This is a genomic window from Cytobacillus sp. Bac17 (assembly GCF_024519925.1).
GTDB classification, from domain to species: domain Bacteria; phylum Bacillota; class Bacilli; order Bacillales; family Cytobacillaceae; genus Cytobacillus; species Cytobacillus pseudoceanisediminis.
Genome location: NZ_JALJRC010000026.1, coordinates 26,113 through 45,850 on the forward strand (window position 1 = coordinate 26,113; position 19,738 = coordinate 45,850).

Annotated in this window: 18 protein-coding genes and 1 other annotated feature; all 18 genes read right to left on the minus strand. The window is 43.5% G+C overall.

Annotated features, from left to right (window positions below; translation table 11 throughout):
• On the minus strand, nt 1–279 hold the full coding sequence (gene rpsS / locus NR125_RS22805) for a 30S ribosomal protein S19 (protein WP_009336580.1): 279 nt from the start codon (nt 277–279) through the stop codon (nt 1–3).
• 60 nt (nt 280–339) lie between these two features.
• Nucleotides 340–1,170 (minus strand): 50S ribosomal protein L2, encoded by an 831-nt coding sequence (rplB, locus tag NR125_RS22810; protein WP_009336578.1) that lies wholly within the window; start codon nt 1,168–1,170, stop codon nt 340–342.
• 32 nt (nt 1,171–1,202) lie between these two features.
• Nucleotides 1,203–1,487: a 50S ribosomal protein L23 gene (gene rplW, locus NR125_RS22815; protein WP_009336576.1), complete on the minus strand. Its 285-nt coding sequence runs from the start codon at nt 1,485–1,487 to the stop codon at nt 1,203–1,205.
• On the minus strand, nt 1,487–2,110 hold the full coding sequence (gene rplD / locus NR125_RS22820; protein WP_009336574.1) for a 50S ribosomal protein L4: 624 nt from the start codon (nt 2,108–2,110) through the stop codon (nt 1,487–1,489). Before rplD ends, rplW begins: the two co-directional genes overlap by 1 nt.
• 28 nt (nt 2,111–2,138) lie before the next feature.
• A complete protein-coding gene (gene rplC / locus NR125_RS22825; RefSeq protein WP_009336573.1) occupies nt 2,139–2,765 on the minus strand; it encodes a 50S ribosomal protein L3 in 627 nt (208 codons plus the stop codon).
• Between the two features lie 40 nt (nt 2,766–2,805).
• Nucleotides 2,806–3,114, minus strand: a complete 309-nt coding sequence (rpsJ, locus tag NR125_RS22830) for a 30S ribosomal protein S10 (RefSeq protein ID WP_009336571.1) — start codon at nt 3,112–3,114, stop codon at nt 2,806–2,808.
• A gap of 533 nt (nt 3,115–3,647) precedes the next feature.
• A complete protein-coding gene (tuf, locus tag NR125_RS22835; RefSeq protein ID WP_009336569.1) occupies nt 3,648–4,835 on the minus strand; it encodes an elongation factor Tu in 1,188 nt (395 codons plus the stop codon).
• Nucleotides 4,836–4,954: 119 nt separating this feature from the next.
• Nucleotides 4,955–7,033 (minus strand): elongation factor G, encoded by a 2,079-nt coding sequence (gene fusA, locus NR125_RS22840; RefSeq protein ID WP_009336567.1) that lies wholly within the window; start codon nt 7,031–7,033, stop codon nt 4,955–4,957.
• Between the two features lie 51 nt (nt 7,034–7,084).
• Entirely contained in the window at nt 7,085–7,555 is a 471-nt protein-coding gene (gene rpsG / locus NR125_RS22845) for a 30S ribosomal protein S7 (RefSeq protein ID WP_009336565.1), read from the minus strand.
• A 42-nt stretch (nt 7,556–7,597) separates the two neighbouring features.
• Nucleotides 7,598–8,020 carry a 30S ribosomal protein S12 gene (rpsL, locus tag NR125_RS22850; RefSeq protein ID WP_009336562.1) on the minus strand — a complete coding sequence of 141 codons (423 nt, stop codon included), beginning with the start codon at nt 8,018–8,020 and terminating at the stop codon, nt 7,598–7,600.
• A gap of 103 nt (nt 8,021–8,123) precedes the next feature.
• Entirely contained in the window at nt 8,124–8,372 is a 249-nt protein-coding gene (locus NR125_RS22855) for a 50S ribosomal protein L7ae-like protein (protein WP_009336559.1), read from the minus strand.
• 156 nt (nt 8,373–8,528) lie between these two features.
• Nucleotides 8,529–12,128, minus strand: coding sequence for a DNA-directed RNA polymerase subunit beta' (gene rpoC / locus NR125_RS22860; protein ID WP_019382782.1), 3,600 nt, complete (start codon nt 12,126–12,128; stop codon nt 8,529–8,531).
• 130 nt (nt 12,129–12,258) lie between these two features.
• Nucleotides 12,259–15,813: a DNA-directed RNA polymerase subunit beta gene (rpoB, locus tag NR125_RS22865; RefSeq protein WP_026041789.1), complete on the minus strand. Its 3,555-nt coding sequence runs from the start codon at nt 15,811–15,813 to the stop codon at nt 12,259–12,261.
• Between the two features lie 373 nt (nt 15,814–16,186).
• Entirely contained in the window at nt 16,187–16,789 is a 603-nt protein-coding gene (locus NR125_RS22870) for a class I SAM-dependent methyltransferase (RefSeq protein WP_009336553.1), read from the minus strand.
• Nucleotides 16,790–17,090: 301 nt separating this feature from the next.
• Nucleotides 17,091–17,456, minus strand: a complete 366-nt coding sequence (gene rplL / locus NR125_RS22875) for a 50S ribosomal protein L7/L12 (protein WP_009336551.1) — start codon at nt 17,454–17,456, stop codon at nt 17,091–17,093.
• 57 nt (nt 17,457–17,513) lie between these two features.
• Nucleotides 17,514–18,014 carry a 50S ribosomal protein L10 gene (rplJ, locus tag NR125_RS22880; protein ID WP_009336549.1) on the minus strand — a complete coding sequence of 167 codons (501 nt, stop codon included), beginning with the start codon at nt 18,012–18,014 and terminating at the stop codon, nt 17,514–17,516.
• Nucleotides 18,015–18,047: 33 nt separating this feature from the next.
• Nucleotides 18,048–18,187: a sequence feature (ribosomal protein L10 leader region), on the minus strand.
• Nucleotides 18,188–18,237: 50 nt separating this feature from the next.
• Nucleotides 18,238–18,981, minus strand: coding sequence for a 50S ribosomal protein L1 (rplA, locus tag NR125_RS22885; protein ID WP_026041788.1), 744 nt, complete (start codon nt 18,979–18,981; stop codon nt 18,238–18,240).
• Nucleotides 18,982–19,217: 236 nt separating this feature from the next.
• The gene (gene rplK / locus NR125_RS22890; protein WP_192908016.1) at nt 19,218–19,643 is read right to left on the minus strand and encodes a 50S ribosomal protein L11; all 426 of its coding nucleotides are present in this window, start codon (nt 19,641–19,643) and stop codon (nt 19,218–19,220) included.
• Between the last annotated feature and the right edge of the window lie 95 nt (nt 19,644–19,738).

Here is a 19,738-nt window from a genome sequence, read left to right on the forward strand (position 1 = left end):
TTAACGTCTTGTTTTCTTATCATCATTGCCATGTCCTTTGTACGCACGAGTTGGAGCGAATTCTCCAAGCTTGTGGCCTACCATGTCTTCAGTGATGTATACAGGCACATGTTTACGACCATCATAAACTGCGATTGTGTGTCCGATGAATTGTGGGAAGATCGTAGAACGGCGAGACCAAGTTTTAGTAACTTGCTTGCTTTCTGTTTCGTTAAGCTTTTCGATCTTTGTCATTAAATGTTCATCAACAAAAGGTCCTTTTTTTAAGCTGCGACCCATGATTGAACCTCCCTTCGTGATTGCTCTACGGTTCTTATTTGGAACCGTAGTACAATCCCGTTATTTTTTACGACGACGTACGATAAATTTGTCTGATTTGTTGTTTTTCTTGCGTGTCTTGTAACCAAGTGTTGGTTTGCCCCAAGGAGTCATTGGAGACTTACGTCCGATTGGCGCACGTCCTTCACCACCACCGTGCGGGTGATCGTTAGGGTTCATTACAGATCCACGTACAGTTGGGCGCTTGCCTAACCAGCGTGAACGACCTGCTTTACCAATGTTAATAAGCTCGTGCTGCTCGTTGCCAACCTGACCTACAGTTGCGCGGCACTCAGCAAGAATCATGCGAACTTCACCAGAGTTCAAACGAACTAATACATACTTTCCTTCTTTACCAAGAACTTGTGCAGAAGTACCAGCAGAACGTACTAATTGTCCGCCTTTACCAGGTTTTAATTCGATGTTGTGGATTACAGTACCCACTGGAATATTAGCTAGTGGAAGTGCATTACCCACTTTGATATCCGCTTCAGGACCTGACATTACTTCCATGCCCACTTGTAAATTCTTAGGAGCAAGGATGTAACGCTTTTCTCCATCCACATAGTTAATTAGTGCAATATTTGCAGAGCGGTTTGGATCATACTCGATTGTGGCAACGCGTCCTGGAATGCCATCTTTGTTACGTTTGAAATCGATGATACGATATTGACGTTTATGACCGCCGCCTTGATGACGAACTGTCAACTTACCTTGGTTGTTACGGCCGCCTTTTCTCTTAACAGGAGCAAGTAAAGACTTTTCTGGTTTGTTAGTCGTGATTTCTGCGAAATCAGATACCGTCATGCCGCGACGACCATTAGAGGTAGGTTTATACTTTTTAATCGCCATTTCGTTTCCCTCCTCTTCTAGTTATAGTAGTTTTAAGCTTCAAATAGCTCGATTTCTTGACTTTCAGCTGTTAATTTAACGATCGCTTTACGGCGTTTGTTAGTGTAACCGCCAAATTTGCCCATACGCTTGAACTTACCTTTGTAGTTCATGATGTTAACTTTCTCAACTTTAACGCCAAAGATTTGCTCTACAGCGTCCTTAACTTGAGTTTTGTTAGCTCGTACGTCAACTTCGAACGTATATTTTTTATCAGCCATAATATCAGTAGAACGTTCAGTGATTACGGGGCGCTTAATGATTTCGCGTGCATCCATTATGCAAGCACCTCCTCTACTTTTTCAACCGCTGCTTTCGTCATGATAAGCTTATCATGGTTTAAAACATCTAAAACAGTGATTCCAGAAGCAGACACAACTGTTACACCAGGGATGTTGCGAGCAGATAATGCTACGTTCTCATCTAGGTCAGCAGTTACGATAAGTGCTTTTGAATCAACAGAAAGACCAGTTAATACACCTTTGAAGTCTTTTGTTTTAGGAGTTTCGAAAGCAAGGCCTTCTAATACTAGGATGTTTTCTTCTAACACTTTAGAAGATAACGCAGATTTGATTGCCAGACGGCGAACCTTTTTAGGTAGTTTGTAGCTGTAGCTGCGTGGTACAGGACCAAATACAGTACCGCCTCCGCGCCATTGTGGTGAACGGATAGAACCTTGACGTGCACGGCCTGTGCCTTTTTGGCGCCATGGCTTGCGTCCTCCGCCCGCTACTTCAGAACGAATTTTAGTTTTATGAGTCCCTTGACGTAAAGAAGCTCTTTGCATAACAATAGCTTCGAATAATACGTGCTGGTTAGGCTCGATACCAAAGATCGCATCATTAAGTTCGATATCACCAACTTTAGATCCGCTTTGGTTAAACAATGCTACTTTCGGCATTCTGTTTTCCTCCTTTCCGGTTTAATTATTATGCTTTTACCGCACTTTTGATTTTTACTAATGCTTTTCTAGCACCAGGTACGTTACCTTTGATCAATAGCAAGTTGCGCTCAGCATCAACTTTAACGATTTCAAGGTTTTGTACAGTGATTTGCTCTCCGCCCATACGTCCAGGTAATAGTTTACCTTTAAATACACGGTTTGGAGCTACAGGACCCATTGAACCAGGGCGACGGTGGTAACGAGAACCGTGAGCCATAGGCCCGCGAGATTGTCCGTGGCGCTTGATGGCACCCTGGAAACCTTTACCCTTTGAGATTCCTGTTACATCAACAGTTTCGCCTTCTGCGAATATATCAACTTTGACTTCTTGACCAACTTCATATTGTCCTAAATCAGCTCCGCGGAATTCGCGTACGAAGCGCTTAGGAGCAGTGTTTGCTTTAGCAACATGGCCTTTTTCAGGTTTGTTGGATAGCTTTTCGCGCTTATCTTCAAATCCAAGCTGGATCGCTTCATATCCATCAGTTTCAACTGACTTCATTTGAAGAACAACGTTTGGAGCTGCCTCAACAACTGTTACCGGGATAAGATCACCGTTTTCAGCAAATACTTGAGTCATACCAATCTTTCTTCCTAAGATTCCTTTGGTCATTTCAGTCACACCTCCTAATTTTCTTATGATTATTTATTGATTAAAGTTTGATTTCGATATCTACACCAGACGGTAAGTCTAAACGCATTAGAGAATCAACCGTTTGTGGTGTTGGGTTAACGATGTCGATTAGACGTTTATGCGTACGCATTTCGAACTGCTCACGAGAATCTTTGTACTTGTGAACCGCACGAAGGATTGTGTAAATAGACTTTTCAGTTGGTAATGGAATCGGACCTGAAACAGCCGCACCAGAACGTTTTGCAGTCTCAACAATCTTTTCTGCTGATTGATCAAGAATTCTGTGATCATACGCTTTTAAACGAATACGAATTTTTTGTTTTGCCATTATTTTCCCTCCTTTTCGCCTATTTTAATATAGACATTCTCCGTGAAAATTTCCCACACACTCGCCATGGCAAAGCGGCCGGGTGTGTCAGCAACCTTTCACATCATCGCAGTCAAAGACCAACATTGTCTATTATACAGAAACAATAAATGAAATGCAACATGTATATGTTATTTCTTTATGTTTCGCACACTTTTACTATTATAACTGCAGATTACAAAGTTTTCAATAGGATAGGAAGAAGTCTAAATATTTGCTTTAGGTCCATGGGAACTGTCAAATGATGTAGTTAGAATAGGTGATTATATATAGAAGAAAGTAGTATATATAATAGGATACTTTCGATGAGCTTTGGTTGTTTAAGCTGCAGAATCTTGATGGTTAGCATTGAAGGGATTTAGTAAATTCGATCTCTATCTCAGCAGGAGTACAAAGTTTCATACTATCAAAGAAACTATGCTGATATTTTGCCCGACGCTAAAACACAAAAAAAAACAGATGGGTCGTCACCCATCTGTTTTTATCTATTGCAATTACTCTTGGATTGTAGCAACTACGCCAGCGCCTACAGTACGTCCACCCTCACGGATAGAGAACTTAGTACCTTCTTCGATAGCGATTGGAGCAATTAGTTCTACAGTCATTTCGATGTTATCTCCAGGCATAACCATTTCTACGCCTTCAGGAAGATTACAGATACCAGTTACATCAGTTGTACGGAAGTAGAACTGAGGACGGTAATTTGTGAAGAATGGAGTGTGACGTCCACCTTCTTCTTTTGAAAGAACGTATACTTCAGCTTTGAACTTAGTGTGTGGAGTGATAGAACCTGGCTTAGCAAGTACTTGTCCACGTTGGATATCTTCACGTGCTACACCACGAAGAAGGGCACCAATGTTGTCTCCAGCTTCAGCATAGTCAAGAAGCTTACGGAACATTTCTACACCAGTTACAGTAGTTGATTTTGGCTCTTCAGCAAGACCGATGATTTCAATAACGTCACCGACTTTAACCTGTCCACGCTCAACACGTCCTGTAGCAACAGTACCACGGCCAGTGATTGAGAATACATCCTCAACAGGCATCATGAATGGCTTGTCAGTGTCACGAGTTGGAGTTGGGATGTACTCATCAACAGCAGCCATAAGCTCTTCGATTTTAGCTTCCCACTCAGCTTCACCTTCAAGAGCTTTAAGAGCAGAACCTTTGATTACTGGGATATCATCACCAGGGAATTCGTACTCAGAAAGAAGGTCACGAACTTCCATTTCTACTAATTCAAGTAGTTCTTCATCGTCAACCATGTCACACTTGTTCATGAATACAACAAGGAAAGGTACACCAACCTGACGAGAAAGAAGGATGTGCTCACGAGTTTGTGGCATTGGGCCGTCAGCAGCAGATACTACTAGGATACCGCCGTCCATTTGAGCAGCACCAGTGATCATGTTTTTAACATAGTCAGCGTGACCTGGGCAGTCAACGTGTGCATAGTGACGGTTTTCAGTTTCGTACTCAACGTGTGCAGTTGAGATTGTGATTCCACGCTCGCGCTCTTCTGGAGCTGCGTCGATTTGATCGTATCCGCGTGCTTCACCGCCGCCTTTTTTAGAAAGAACAGTTGTGATAGCTGCAGTTAAAGTAGTTTTACCATGGTCAACGTGTCCGATTGTACCGATGTTAACATGGGGTTTTGAACGGTCGAATTTAGCTTTTGCCATTTGAAAAATCCTCCTTCAGATTATAAAAGTTAAGTAATTTTTGCTGTGGAGAGGTTTCCCTTCCCACAGCGCTTTTTGCCTACAATAGTAGTTATACTTTATTAAAAAGGTAAAATCAATTATTCACCTTTATTTTTTTTGATGATTTCTTCAGAAATTGATTTAGGTACTTCTTCATAGTGGTCGAAGTGCATTGAGAATGTACCACGGCCCTGCGTATTAGAACGCAATGCAGTTGCGTAACCAAACATTTCTGATAGTGGAACCATCGCACGAACTACTTGTGCATTACCGCGAGCTTCCATACCTTCAACGCGTCCACGGCGTGATGTAACATCACCCATGATATCACCCATGTATTCTTCAGGGATTACTACTTCAACTTTCATAACCGGCTCAAGAATTACAGGATTACATTTTGACGCTGCATTTTTAAGTGCCATAGAGGCAGCAATTTTAAATGCCATTTCAGAAGAGTCGACATCATGGTAAGAACCATCAAATAGTCTAGCTTTGATATCTACTAATGGGAATCCAGCAAGTACTCCTCTTTCAAGAGCATCTTCAAGACCAGCTTGAACTGCAGGGATGTATTCACGTGGAACAACACCACCGACAATGCCATTTTCGAATTCGAAGCCTTTACCTTCTTCATTTGGAGCAAATTCGATCCATACATGACCGAATTGTCCGCGTCCACCGGATTGACGGGCGAATTTACCTTCAACCTGAGCTGAAGAACGGAAAGTTTCGCGGTATGCAACCTGAGGTGCACCTACGTTTGCTTCCACTTTAAATTCACGCTTCATACGGTCAACTAGAATATCAAGGTGAAGCTCACCCATACCAGCGATAATAACCTGTCCAGTTTCCTGGTCAGTATGCGCTCGGAATGTAGGATCTTCTTCTTGAAGTTTTTGCAGAGCAGTAGTCATCTTATCTTGGTCAGCCTTGGATTTCGGCTCGATAGATAATGAGATAACTGGTTCTGGGAACTCCATAGACTCAAGAATAACAAGATTCTTTTCATCACATAGTGTATCTCCAGTGCTAGTATCTTTAAGACCAACAGCTGCTGCGATATCTCCAGCGTGAACTACCGAGATCTCTTCACGAGAGTTAGCGTGCATTTGCAGGATACGACCTACACGCTCGCGCTTCCCTTTAGTAGAGTTCTGTACATATGAACCTGAGTTCAATGTTCCAGAGTAAACACGGAAGAATGTAAGTTTACCGACATAAGGGTCAGTCATAACTTTAAATGCAAGAGCTGAGAAAGGTGCATCATCGCTAGAAGGACGAGTAACCTCTTCTTCCGAATCTGGAAGTGTACCTTTGATAGCTGGTACATCTAATGGAGAAGGAAGATAATCGATTACTGCATCTAGCATTTTTTGTACACCTTTATTTTTGAAAGCAGAACCACAGATTACAGGATAGAACTCAACGTTTACTGTACCTTGACGAATAGCTGCTTTTAGCTCTTCGTTAGTGATTTCCTCACCGCCAAGGTATTTCTCCATTAATTCTTCATCAAGTTCAGCTACCGCTTCAATTAGCTTTTCACGGTATTCTTCAGCTTGATCCATGTATTCTTCTGGGATATCACGCTCTTCGATATCAGTACCAAGGTCATTACCGTAGAACGTAGCTTTCATTGTGATAAGATCGATGATTCCTTCGAATTGGTCTTCAGCACCAATCGGTAATTGGATAGCTGCCGCATTAGCTTGCAGACGATCATGAAGTGTCTTCAATGAATATAAGAAGTCAGCACCGATTTTATCCATTTTGTTTACGAATACCACACGTGGTACTCCGTAAGTAGTTGCCTGGCGCCAAACTGTTTCAGTTTGAGGCTCAACTCCTGACTGTGCATCAAGTACCGCAACCGCACCATCAAGAACACGAAGTGAACGCTCAACTTCAACTGTGAAGTCTACGTGTCCAGGAGTGTCAATGATGTTTACGCGATGGCCTTTCCACTGTGCAGTTGTTGCAGCAGAAGTGATTGTGATTCCACGCTCTTGCTCCTGCTCCATCCAGTCCATCTGTGAGGCACCTTCGTGTGTTTCACCGATTTTGTGGATACGGCCAGTGTAGTAAAGTACACGCTCAGTTGTTGTTGTTTTACCGGCATCAATGTGAGCCATGATACCGATATTGCGAGTATTTTCTAAGGAGAACTCTCTAGCCATTGGGTCTTTCTCCTTCCTAGTATGAGTGTTATTTTAGTTAAGCTGTATATCTTACCAGCGGTAGTGAGCAAACGCTTTGTTCGCTTCTGCCATTTTGTGTGTATCTTCACGCTTCTTAACAGATGCACCAGTGTTGTTAGCTGCATCTAGGATTTCGTTAGCTAAACGCTCTTCCATAGTCTTTTCACCGCGAAGACGCGCATAGTTTACTAACCAGCGAAGACCAAGAGTAGTACGGCGGTCAGGACGCACCTCAACTGGTACTTGGTAGTTAGCTCCACCTACACGGCGTGCTCTTACTTCAAGTACAGGCATGATGTTTTTAAGTGCCTGATCGAAAACTTCCATTGGCTCTTTGCCAGTGCGCTCGCTGATGATATCGAACGCAGAGTAAAGAATAGCTTGAGATTTACCTCTCTTACCATCGATCATCATTTTGTTGATCAGACGGCTAACTAGCTTTGAGTTGTAAATCGGATCCGGCAATACGTCTCTTTTTGCTACAGGACCTTTACGTGGCATGGATTGTTCCTCCTTTCAAAGATGGTTGTCTATTATTCAGAATTATTTTTTAGCTGCTTTTGGACGCTTAGCACCGTATTTAGAACGGCCTTGCATACGGTTGTTAACACCAGCAGTATCTAAAGCGCCGCGCACGATGTGGTAACGTACACCCGGTAAGTCTTTTACACGTCCTCCACGGATAAGAACAACACTGTGCTCTTGAAGGTTGTGTCCGATACCAGGAATGTAAGCATTAACCTCGATACCGTTTGTTAAACGAACACGAGCATATTTACGTAATGCAGAGTTCGGTTTCTTTGGAGTCATTGTACCAACACGAGTACAAACACCACGCTTTTGAGGTGAAGCTACGTTTGTTTGAGCTTTCTTGAAGCTGTTGTAGCCTTTGTTAAGAGCTGGTGAATTTGACTTCTCTGACTTAGTTTGACGAGGCTTGCGCACTAATTGGTTAATAGTAGGCATTTGATTTTTCCTCCCTTCGAATTTGTTTAAGCCCACACATCCAGGTGGTTCATTTTGATGCAAAAACAAAGTTCTTGCAGATAGCAATCTACAAAAACAGTTTTTAAAAAGATATGGCAACAGCTGCTGCCCCAACTTCGATTCCGCATGCTTTACCGAGCTTTTTCATCGAATCAACATACACAATCGGAACGTTCATCTCATTCGCTGTACTAACCACTTTAGCTGTAACCCTAGGATCAGCATCACTGGCGACTACGACTTCATCAATTGTTCCCAGTTTGAGAGCTTTGACTGTTTGCTTTGTTCCTACAATAAAACTTTTAGCCTGCAATACTTTATCATAAGACATTTACGACATCCTCCAAAGTATCCGGTGAATAGGAGCACCTTTGCTATAGTACCATCTTCATTTTTCGATGTCAACAAGCAAAATGAATTTTATTTTATTTATTCACTTTAAAATGCGGTACTTGCTGGTAAATAAGCAAGCACCGCAATAATAAAGTTATTCTACAGTAACAGTATTTTCAGCAGTTTCCTCATTCGTATAAGGCTCTGCTCTTCTATAGCGCTGCATTCCTGTTCCGGCAGGGACAAGCTTACCAATAATTACATTCTCTTTCAGGCCAAGAAGCTCATCGCGCTTGCCTTTAATCGCTGCATCGGTAAGAACTCTTGTCGTCTCCTGGAAGGATGCTGCTGATAAGAATGAATCTGTTTCAAGAGATGCTTTTGTGATACCAAGCAGAACCGGACGTCCTGTTGCAGGCATTTTGCCAGCAAGAAGGGCTTTTTCGTTGGCATCTGTAAATTGATGGATATCAAGCAGAGTACCTGGCAGTACATCTGTTTCTGCTGCATCAATTACACGCACTTTGCGAAGCATCTGGCGTACCATTACCTCGATGTGCTTATCGCCAATTTCAACACCCTGCATGCGGTATACCTTCTGAACTTCACGCAGCAAGTATTCTTGAACAGCTGTTACATCTTTTACTTTAATTAACTCTTTAGGGTCAATAGAACCTTCAGTCAATTCCTGTCCACGTACTACTTCATCGTTTACAGCTACTTTTAAGCGGGCTGTATAAGGTGCTGTATACGTCTTGGACTCCACTTCACCCTGAACAACAATCTCATGCTGGCGGTCACGGCCTTCATTGATGCCAACTACCACACCATCAATTTCAGAAATGACTGCCTGACCTTTAGGGTTACGCGCTTCGAAGATTTCCTGGATACGCGGTAAACCTTGAGTGATATCGTCTCCTGCTACCCCACCGGTATGGAACGTACGCATTGTTAACTGTGTACCTGGTTCACCGATGGATTGGGCAGCGATGATACCTACTGCTTCACCAACTTCAACCTCTTGTCCGGTTGCCAGGTTGCGGCCGTAGCACTTTTTACAAACCCCATGACGTGTGTTGCATGTGAACGCGGAACGGATCCATACTTTTTCGATGCCGGCTGAAACAATTTCAACTGCAATATCTTCAGTGATCAATCCGTTTTCAGCTACAATCACTTCATTTGTCTCAGGATGTTTGATATTTCTTCTTGCATAACGGCCAATCAGACGCTCTTCAAGCGCTTCAATGACTTCAGTACCATCTTTAAGAGATGCGATCAGCAATCCGCGGTCAGTTCCACAATCATCATCACGAACGATGACATCCTGTGCTACGTCTACCAGACGGCGAGTCAGGTAACCTGAGTCAGCTGTTTTAAGGGCTGTATCGGCAAGTCCTTTACGGGCACCGTGTGTAGAAATAAAGTACTCGAGTACTGTTAAACCTTCACGGAAACTTGATTTTATCGGTAATTCAATGATACGTCCAGCCGGGTTGGCCATGAGTCCGCGCATACCAGCTAACTGAGTGAAGTTGGATGCGTTACCACGGGCACCGGAGTCACTCATCATGAAGATTGGGTTGGATTTATCCAATGACTTCATCAATTTTGCCTGGATATTATCCTTCGCTGCACTCCAGATTGAAATAACACGATCATAACGCTCATCTTCGGTAATAAGACCGCGTCTGAACTGTTTCATGACATTATCAACCTTGCTTTGTGCTTCGTGGATAATTTCCTGCTTCTCGCCCAATACCACGATGTCAGCTACACCAACCGTGATGCCGGCTTTTGTGGAGTATCTGAATCCAAGATTTTTCATGCGGTCAAGCATTTTAGACGTTTCAGTGATTTTAAAGCGTTTGAAGACTTCCGCAATGATGTTTCCAAGGATCTTTTTCTTAAACGGATCTACTAGAGGCATTTCCTTGATAACAGCAGCTACATCAGTAGCAGGCTCTACAAAGTATTTCTCAGGAGTTTCAATCTCAAGGTTTTCTTTTGTAGGCTCGTTGATGTATGGGAATGTCTCAGGCAGAATCTCGTTGAAAACAAGCTTACCAACCGTAGTTAATAAAAGCTTTTTATTTTGTTCTTCGGTGAATGTCTGGTTATTCAAGGATCCAGCATGGACAGCTACTCTTGTATGCAAATGAACATAGCCGTTCTGATAGGCAAGCAGTGCTTCGCTTGTATCATTGAAGATCATGCCTTCTCCGACAGCGCCGGCTCTTTCAAGTGTCAAGTAATAGTTACCTAATACCATATCCTGTGAAGGAGTAACAACTGGCTTACCGTCTTTCGGGTTCAGGATGTTCTGTGCTGCAAGCATCAGCAGGCGGGCTTCTGCCTGTGCTTCTGCTGAAAGCGGCACGTGAACAGCCATTTGGTCACCGTCAAAGTCTGCGTTGTATGCAGTACACACAAGCGGATGAAGACGAATAGCGCGTCCTTCCACCAATGTCGGTTCAAATGCCTGAATGCCCAGTCTGTGAAGAGTTGGGGCACGGTTAAGCAATACAGGGTGCTCTTTAATGACACTTTCAAGAACATCCCAAACTTCCGGCTGCACTCTTTCGATCTTGCGTTTTGCAGACTTGATGTTGTGGGCTAAGCCTTTTTCCACCAATTCCTTCATAACGAATGGCTTGAATAATTCCAATGCCATTTCTTTCGGAAGTCCGCACTGGTACATTTTTAAGTTTGGTCCTACGACGATAACCGATCGTCCAGAATAGTCAACACGCTTACCAAGCAAGTTTTGGCGGAAACGCCCCTGCTTCCCTTTAAGCATATGCGACAGGGATTTTAACGGACGGTTTCCTGGTCCTGTTACCGGTCTTCCGCGGCGGCCGTTATCGATTAGCGCATCTACTGCTTCCTGAAGCATGCGCTTTTCGTTTTGAACAATAATGCTTGGAGCACCAAGGTCCAATAGACGCTTTAGGCGGTTGTTGCGGTTGATTACACGGCGGTACAGATCATTTAAGTCGGAAGTGGCAAAACGTCCGCCATCCAGCTGTACCATCGGACGAAGTTCCGGAGGAATAACCGGAAGAACGTCAAGAATCATCCAGGATGGTTCATTTCCGGAGCCACGGAAAGCTTCAAGAACTTCCAGGCGCTTGATAGCACGAGTGCGTCGCTGGCCCTGGGCAGTTTTCAGTTCCTCTTTAAGGGTATCTACTTCTTTGTTGAGGTCTATGTCAGAAAGAAGTTTCTTAATGGATTCAGCACCCATGGATGCCTGGAACTTGTTTCCATACTTTTCACGGTATGCACGGTATTCTTTTTCGGAAAGCAGCTGCTTCTTTTCAAGAGCCGTATCGCCAGGATCCGTTACAACATAAGAAGCGAAGTAAATAACTTCCTCAAGTGCACGCGGAGACATGTCCAGCACAAGACCCATACGGCTTGGGATGCCTTTGAAGTACCAAATGTGGGATACAGGGGCTGCAAGTTCAATGTGGCCCATTCTTTCACGGCGCACTTTTGCACGTGTTACTTCAACGCCGCATCGATCACAGACAACGCCTTTGTATCGAACACGCTTATACTTTCCGCAGTGACATTCCCAGTCTTTTGTCGGTCCGAAAATGCGTTCGCAGAATAAACCGTCTTTTTCTGGTTTTAATGTACGATAGTTGATCGTTTCAGGCTTCTTAACCTCACCATGTGACCAAGAACGTATCTTATCCGGTGAAGCAAGACCTATTTTCATATACTCGAAATTATTTACATCTAGCAAGGGGCCTACCTCCCTTTTGATCTCCGGGTTTTACCCTTATTGCTCAAACAGCAGCAAAAGTGCCAATAATATCCCCAGCAGCCTCCGCCATTTAGGGCGGAGCGCCCAGGGATTAAGGATTTATATTAAATTATTCTTTCGTAACTACCTGTTCTTCATTTTGCGTTTCCGGAGCGATTGTCAATGATTCAGCCTGCTGAACATCATCTTCATCTTCCAGGTCGCGCATTTCAATTTCTTCTTCATCGCCAGAAAGGATCTTAACATCCATACCTAAACTTTGAAGTTCTTTGATTAGTACCTTGAATGATTCCGGTACGCCCGGTTCAGGAACATTCTCGCCTTTGACGATTGATTCGTAAGTCTTAACACGTCCAACGACGTCATCGGACTTAACCGTTAAGATTTCCTGAAGTGTATAGGCAGCACCATATGCTTCAAGTGCCCAAACCTCCATCTCACCGAAACGCTGTCCGCCAAACTGAGCTTTACCGCCCAATGGCTGCTGCGTAACAAGAGAGTAAGGTCCTGTTGAACGGGCATGGAGCTTATCGTCAACCATGTGCGCCAGTTTGATCATATACATGACACCTACTGATACGCGATTGTCAAACGGCTCGCCTGAACGTCCATCATAAAGGACAGTCTTAGCATCACGCGCCATGCCTGCTTCTTCGATCGTTGCCCATACATCTTCCTCGCGGGCACCATCAAATACAGGAGATGCTACGTGAATGCCCAATGCTCTGGCAGCCATACCAAGGTGAAGCTCAAGCACCTGTCCGATGTTCATACGCGATGGAACCCCGAGAGGGTTTAACATGATGTCTACTGGGGTGCCATCCGGCAGGTAAGGCATGTCTTCTTCCGGTAAAATACGGGAGATAACACCTTTGTTACCGTGGCGTCCGGCCATCTTGTCACCTTCAGAGATTTTACGCTTCTGAACGATATATACACGCACAAGCTGGTTAACACCTGGAGGAAGCTCATCTCCATCTTCTCTGTTAAATACTTTAACATCGAGTACGATACCGCCGCCGCCGTGTGGCACACGAAGGGAAGTATCGCGGACTTCACGAGCTTTTTCACCAAAGATTGCGTGCAATAGCCGTTCTTCAGCTGTTAGTTCCGTTACCCCTTTAGGAGTTACTTTACCAACAAGAAGGTCGCCATCTTTTACTTCCGCACCTGTGCGGATAATTCCGCGTTCGTCCAGATTGCGCAGTGCATCTTCCCCAACGTTAGGGATATCTCTTGTGATCTCTTCAGGTCCAAGCTTTGTATCGCGTGATTCTGATTCATATTCTTCAATATGGATAGATGTATAAACATCATCTTTTACGAGGCGCTCACTCATAATGATCGCATCCTCGTAGTTATATCCATCCCATGTCATAAACGCGACGAGAACGTTGCGTCCAAGCGCTAATTCACCAAGTTCCATGGAAGGTCCGTCAGCAAGGATTTCTCCTTTAGTTACACGGTTGCCTACAGCAACGATTGGGCGCTGGTTGTAGCAAGTTCCCTGGTTGGAACGGATGAATTTAAGCATTCTGTATTTATCAAGATCGCCTTTAACTTCCTGGCCATCCACGTTTTGAATGCGGCGAACCCAAACTTCGCGAGCTTCTACGTGCTCAACGATCCCCTCATGCTTACAGATGACTGCAGCACCTGAGTCTTTACCTGATACATATTCCATACCAGTACCAACTCTTGGCGCTTCCGGCTGCATCAAAGGCACAGCCTGACGCTGCATGTTCGCTCCCATCAGGGCACGGTTGGAGTCATCGTTTTCCAGGAATGGGATACATGCCGTCGCAGCAGAAACTACCTGTTTAGGCGATACATCCATGTAGTCAACACGGTCTCGCTTCACAACTGTGTTTTCACCTTTGAAACGGGCAACTACTTCTTCGTCAAGGAATGAGCCATCGTCACCAAGAAGTGCATTCGCCTGGGCCACTACATAGTTATCCTCTTCATCAGCTGTCAGATAGTCGATGCGGGATGTAACTTTTCCGGTCTCAGGGTCAATTCGGCGATACGGTGTTTCGATAAATCCGAAACGGTTTACCTTCGCAAATGAAGATAAGGAGTTAATCAAACCGATGTTTGGTCCCTCCGGCGTTTCAATCGGACACATACGGCCATAGTGAGAGTAGTGAACGTCACGTACTTCGAAGCCGGCACGTTCACGTGTCAGACCACCAGGTCCTAACGCAGAAAGACGGCGTTTATGTGTCAGTTCAGCGAGCGGATTTGTCTGGTCCATGAACTGGGACAACTGCGAGCTTCCAAAGAACTCTTTAATTGACGCAATAACAGGACGGATATTAATCAGCTGCTGAGGCGTAATGGTATTTGTATCCTGGATGGACATTCTCTCGCGGACCACACGCTCCATACGGGAAAGACCGATGCGGAACTGGTTCTGCAATAGTTCTCCGACTGAACGAAGACGTCTGTTTCCAAGATGGTCGATATCATCTGTATCTCCTACAGAGTGCAGAAGGTTAAAGAAATAACTGATTGAAGCAATGATGTCAGAAGGTGAAATGTTTTTCACTGCTTCTTCAACATAAGCATTGCCAATTACATTGATGACTTTTTCGCCATCTTCATTAGGCGCGTAAATCTTAATAGACTGAAGCAGCACTTCATCATCTACAACTCCGCCTAAAAGGCTTACGGTTTTAAAGCCGATATCCTTCTCCAGGTTAGGAAGGATCCGGTCTAAAGTGCGGCGGTCAAGCGTAACGCCTTTTTCCGCAATGATTTCGCCAGTTTCTGGATCCACAAGCGTTTCAGCCAGTTTTTGACCGAACAGGCGATTTTTGATATGAAGCTTCTTATTGATCTTATAGCGTCCAACATTCGCCAGGTCATAGCGCTTTGGATCGAAAAATCTTGAGACAAGCAAGCTTTTCGCATTTTCAACCGTTGGCGGTTCGCCCGGACGAAGGCGCTCATAAATTTCAAGCAGCGCTTTCTCTGTACTTTCAGTATTATCTTTTTCAAGAGTGTTGCGAATGTACTCGTTGTCTCCAATCAAATCGATGATCTCTTGATCAGAGCCGAACCCAAGTGCACGCAAAAGAACCGTAACGGGCAGTTTCCGAGTACGATCTATTCTGACGTATACGACGTCTTTGGCATCTGTTTCATACTCAAGCCAAGCGCCGCGGTTCGGGATTACGGTTGCTGTAAAGCCTTTTTTCCCGTTTTTATCAAGCTTTCCACTGAAATATACGCTCGGTGAACGTACTAACTGGGATACAATGACACGTTCCGCTCCGTTAATAACGAACGTACCTGTCTCTGTCATAAGCGGGAAGTCGCCCATAAAGACATCCTGGTCTTTAACTTCGCCTGTTTCTTTGTTTACAAGACGCACTTTCACACGTAAAGGTGCAGAATATGTAACATCTCGTTCTTTCGATTCCTCAACGGAATATTTTGGTTCGCCAAGGCTGTAATCAATAAATTCAAGCGACAAATTACCAGTAAAGTCTTCAATCGGAGAAATATCATGGAACATTTCTCGTAAACCCTCATCAAGAAACCATTGATAAGAAGAGGTTTGGATTTCGATTAGATTCGGTAATTCTAAAACTTCACTGATTCGTGCGTAACTTCTACGTTGGCGGTGTCGTCCATACTGAACTAGTTGACCTGTCAACTGATTCACCCCTCAAATCAAGCGTTATTGTTGCTAATAGCAATTTATATCATCTTATAAGAAAAGCTATAGAGCGCCTGCCTATCGGCAACAAGCAAAAGAGCCGGAACCGATGGCGCAAAGTGCCGCCAGCGAACTGGCTTAGAAGCTGGACTTTTCCCGAAAAAGTACAGGGACATAAGCCAAACCTCCATTCTTATAAGACAAAAAGAAAAAGGGTTTTCACTTCAAAAACCACATTTTCACAATACGACTATTATTTTGTTAGCTTTCCCATTAAAACCAAATTTATACAACTATTAGATAAATTTAGTTATAAATAGAAATATAATATGTTGGCATTTTACAATACTATCATAGCAAAAAAGTCAAGTCAATCTTTTTTTGCTCTTAAAATAAAATAGCCTTTTTTCTTTTCTGCTGTCTCTACTTCACCGAATAACTCTGTCAGTTTATCTATGGCAGATGGTGCACCCTGCTTTTTCTGGATGACAACCCATAGCTCACCTCCAGAAATCAGCGAATGAAAACTTTGTTCAAATATATCATGAACAACCTTTTTCCCGGCGCGGATCGGCGGGTTTGTCAGAATGGCCGCAAACTTATTTCCTTTTGTATTTTCAAGGCGGTCACTTTCATAGATTTGCACATTTTTAATGCCGTTCAATTCAGCATTTTCTTTCGCAAGTCCAAGCGCCCTCTCATTTACATCAACCATATGAACTGTCCGTTCAGGCATCAGCTTTGCTGCAGTCAGCCCAATGGGCCCGTATCCGCAGCCTACATCGAGAATGTTACCTTCAGCTTCCGGCTCTTCAAAAGTCTCAATTAATAACCTTGAACCAAAATCCACTTCACCCTTTGAAAAAACACCATTATCTGTTTTAAATCGGAATGGATACTCCTTTAGAGTATAACTCCAGGTTTTAGGGCTGCTTTCAACTTTTTGCGTTTGGGAATAGTAGTGTTCAGACATGAAATCACCTCCAGGGAGAATATATAAGAAGAAAATAGGAGAATCACAATTAAGTGGTTTCGAAGGAATTATATAGGATTGCCCATCAAAAAGCAAAAAGTAAACAGAAAAGCAGAAGCGCCCTTCCCTTCCCCGACACCTCGAGGGAACAGGCTCCTCCGTAACACGATGCTTTTAGTCGTACGATGATAAAGCTGACGAAGCGTTCCTTGTTTAGCTGGACAGTACCTTCAGATTAAAGTTATAGATTTTACAGCAAAACAAAAAGCCCGCTTAAGCAGCGGACTTTTCATAAATGTTATTACTTAACTTCAACGCCAGCTCCAACTTCTTCAAGCTTAGCTTTAACTTCTTCAGCTTCTTCTTTAGAAACGCCTTCTTTAAGAGCTTTTGGAGTGTTGTCAACAAGTTCTTTTGCTTCTTTAAGTCCAAGACCTGTGATTTCACGTACCACTTTGATAACTTTGATTTTTTGGTCGCCTGCAGAAGCAAGAACAACGTCAAATTCAGTTTTCTCAGCAGCAGCGTCTCCACCAGCAGCTCCGCCCATTACAGCTACAGGAGCAGCAGCAGTTACACCAAATTCTTCTTCGATAGCTTTTACTAAGTCGTTAAGTTCTAAAACAGTCATATTTTTAACTGCTTCAATGATTTGTTCTTTAGTCATGATTATGTTTCCTCCTTATTTTTGGTTTGAATCTATTAGTTTAACGCTAAAATCAACTTACGCGCCTTGTTCTTCTTTTTGATCTGCAACAGCTTTTGCAGCAAGAGCAAGATTGCGGATAGGTGCTTGAAGTACGCTGAGTAGCATAGAAAGCAAGCCTTCGCGTGATGGTAGTTCAGCAAGAGCTTTGATATCTTCTACTGAAGCGACATTTCCTTCGATTACACCTGCTTTAATTTCAAGTGCTTCATGCTTTTTCGCGAAATCATTAAGGATTTTCGCTGGAGCAACTACATCTTCTGTGCTGAACGCGATTGCGTTAGGTCCAGTTAAAGCTTCGTTTAAACCCGAAAGTTCAGCAGCTTCAGCAGCACGGCGAGTCATTGAATTCTTGTATACTTTGAATTCCACGCCAGCTTCACGAAGCTGTTTACGAAGTTCAGTAACTTCAGCAACAGTAAGACCACGGTAGTCAACAACAACTGTTGATAAACTTGATTTAAGCTTATCAGCAATTTCTTCTACGATTTGTTTCTTTTGTTCGATAACGCTGCTCATCCTTACACCTCCTGTAGAATTTCTACATTCATACCGTCCAATAAAAAACCTCCACGACTTTGCAGACATGGAGGAAGTATACAATAGCAAGAAAAAGCAATTCTATCGTAATACCTCGGCAGGAAATTAAGCAATTAAGCACCTGCTGTCTACGGCACAAATGTTATTATATTTTAACAACAAAATACATATTACAGCATGTATTTTAGAATGTCAATTGTTATTATTTTACTGCAACAGATGAAGGATCTACTTTTACGCCAGGTCCCATAGTAGAAGTAACAGAAACGTTCTTCATGTAAGTTCCTTTAGCAGCAGCAGGCTTCACTTTCATCATTGTATCGAAAATAGTGTTGAAGTTTTCAACAAGCTTTTCGTCTTCGAAAGATACTTTACCGATTGGCACGTGGATGTTACCAGCTTTGTCAACACGGTATTCAACTTTACCTGCTTTGATTTCGTTAACTGCTTTTTGAACGTCAAAAGTAACTGTGCCAGTCTTAGGGTTTGGCATTAAGCCTTTAGGTCCTAATACGCGGCCAAGTTTACCAACTTCACCCATCATGTCAGGTGTAGCAACGATTACATCAAAGTCGAACCAGCCTTGGCTGATTTTGTTGATGTATTCAGAATCACCTACGAAATCTGCTCCAGCAGCTTCTGCTTCTTTCGCTTTTTCACCCTTAGCGAAAACAAGAACGCGCTGAGTTTTACCAGTTCCGTTTGGAAGAACAACTGCTCCACGGATTTGCTGGTCAGCTTTCTTAGGGTCAACTCCTAGACGGAATGCTACCTCAACAGTTGCATCAAATTTTGCAAAATTAGTTTTCTTCGCAAGTTCAATCGCCTCAGCAATTGGGTAAGCTTTTGAAGAATCAACAAGCTTCACAGCTTCTGCGTATTTCTTACCTTTTTTAGCCATTTTTATTTCCTCCTTGATTGTGGTTTTAGCGGAATAACCTCCCACGAGTAAAAGCGGAGGCGCATCGGTCAGCCCCGACAAGCATAAGACGAGCCTCACTGAAAGGTGATCTTTACCTTTCCGGGAGGATTAGCTTATGACTCGAGGGGCTAGGCGCCGCAGCTAGACACTAAAAGCGGAGGCGCCTCGGTCAAAGGCGCCTGCTCTAGACAGAACAAAGGTTGCGAGTGAAACAAAATTCAGCGTCGCAACCTCATCCCTAAATCTGCTTCGTGCATGGATTAGTCCTCGATAACGATACCCATGCTGCGTGCAGTACCTTCAACCATACGCATTGCAGCTTCTACACTAGCAGCGTTTAGATCAGGCATCTTTGTTTCAGCAATCTCGCGTACCTTGTCACGCTTGACTGTTGCTACTTTACTACGGTTTGGTTCACCAGAACCAGACTCGATTCCAGCCGCTTTCTTAAGAAGAACTGCAGCAGGAGGAGTTTTCGTAATAAATGTAAATGAACGGTCTTCAAAAACCGTGATTTCAACAGGAATGATTAAGCCAGCTTGTTCAGCTGTGCGAGCGTTAAATTCCTTACAGAATCCCATGATGTTAACACCTGCTTGACCTAGTGCCGGTCCTACTGGTGGTGCAGGGTTTGCTTTACCTGCAGGGATTTGCAGCTTTACAAGTTTGATTACTTTTTTAGCCACGAGACACACCTCCTTAAAGTCCGTGATGTGGTAATAGGGAAAATTCCCTCCCACTCAACTTATAGTCTTTATATTAAGATAAAGAACTTTTAACA

What these genes read in the sequence shown, in the direction of transcription:
- tuf (WP_009336569.1), bottom strand. Translation starts at nt 4,835, where the DNA reads ATGGCAAAAGCTAAATTCGACCGTTCAAAACCCCATGTTAACATCGGT.
- NR125_RS22855 (WP_009336559.1), bottom strand. Translation starts at nt 8,372, where the DNA reads ATGTCTTATGATAAAGTATTGCAGGCTAAAAGTTTTATTGTAGGAACA.
- rplC (WP_009336573.1), bottom strand. Translation starts at nt 2,765, where the DNA reads ATGACCAAAGGAATCTTAGGAAGAAAGATTGGTATGACTCAAGTATTT.
- rpsJ (WP_009336571.1), bottom strand. Translation starts at nt 3,114, where the DNA reads ATGGCAAAACAAAAAATTCGTATTCGTTTAAAAGCGTATGATCACAGA.
- rplB (WP_009336578.1), bottom strand. Translation starts at nt 1,170, where the DNA reads ATGGCGATTAAAAAGTATAAACCTACCTCTAATGGTCGTCGCGGCATG.
- rplL (WP_009336551.1), bottom strand. Translation starts at nt 17,456, where the DNA reads ATGACTAAAGAACAAATCATTGAAGCAGTTAAAAATATGACTGTTTTA.
- rpsG (WP_009336565.1), bottom strand. Translation starts at nt 7,555, where the DNA reads ATGCCACGTAAAGGTCCTGTAGCAAAAAGAGACGTATTGCCGGATCCG.
- rpsS (WP_009336580.1), bottom strand. Translation starts at nt 279, where the DNA reads ATGGGTCGCAGCTTAAAAAAAGGACCTTTTGTTGATGAACATTTAATG.
- NR125_RS22870 (WP_009336553.1), bottom strand. Translation starts at nt 16,789, where the DNA reads ATGTCTGAACACTACTATTCCCAAACGCAAAAAGTTGAAAGCAGCCCT.
- rplW (WP_009336576.1), bottom strand. Translation starts at nt 1,487, where the DNA reads ATGGATGCACGCGAAATCATTAAGCGCCCCGTAATCACTGAACGTTCT.
- rplJ (WP_009336549.1), bottom strand. Translation starts at nt 18,014, where the DNA reads ATGAGCAGCGTTATCGAACAAAAGAAACAAATCGTAGAAGAAATTGCT.
- rpsL (WP_009336562.1), bottom strand. Translation starts at nt 8,020, where the DNA reads ATGCCTACTATTAACCAATTAGTGCGCAAGCCTCGTCAAACTAAGTCA.
- rplD (WP_009336574.1), bottom strand. Translation starts at nt 2,110, where the DNA reads ATGCCGAAAGTAGCATTGTTTAACCAAAGCGGATCTAAAGTTGGTGAT.
- fusA (WP_009336567.1), bottom strand. Translation starts at nt 7,033, where the DNA reads ATGGCTAGAGAGTTCTCCTTAGAAAATACTCGCAATATCGGTATCATG.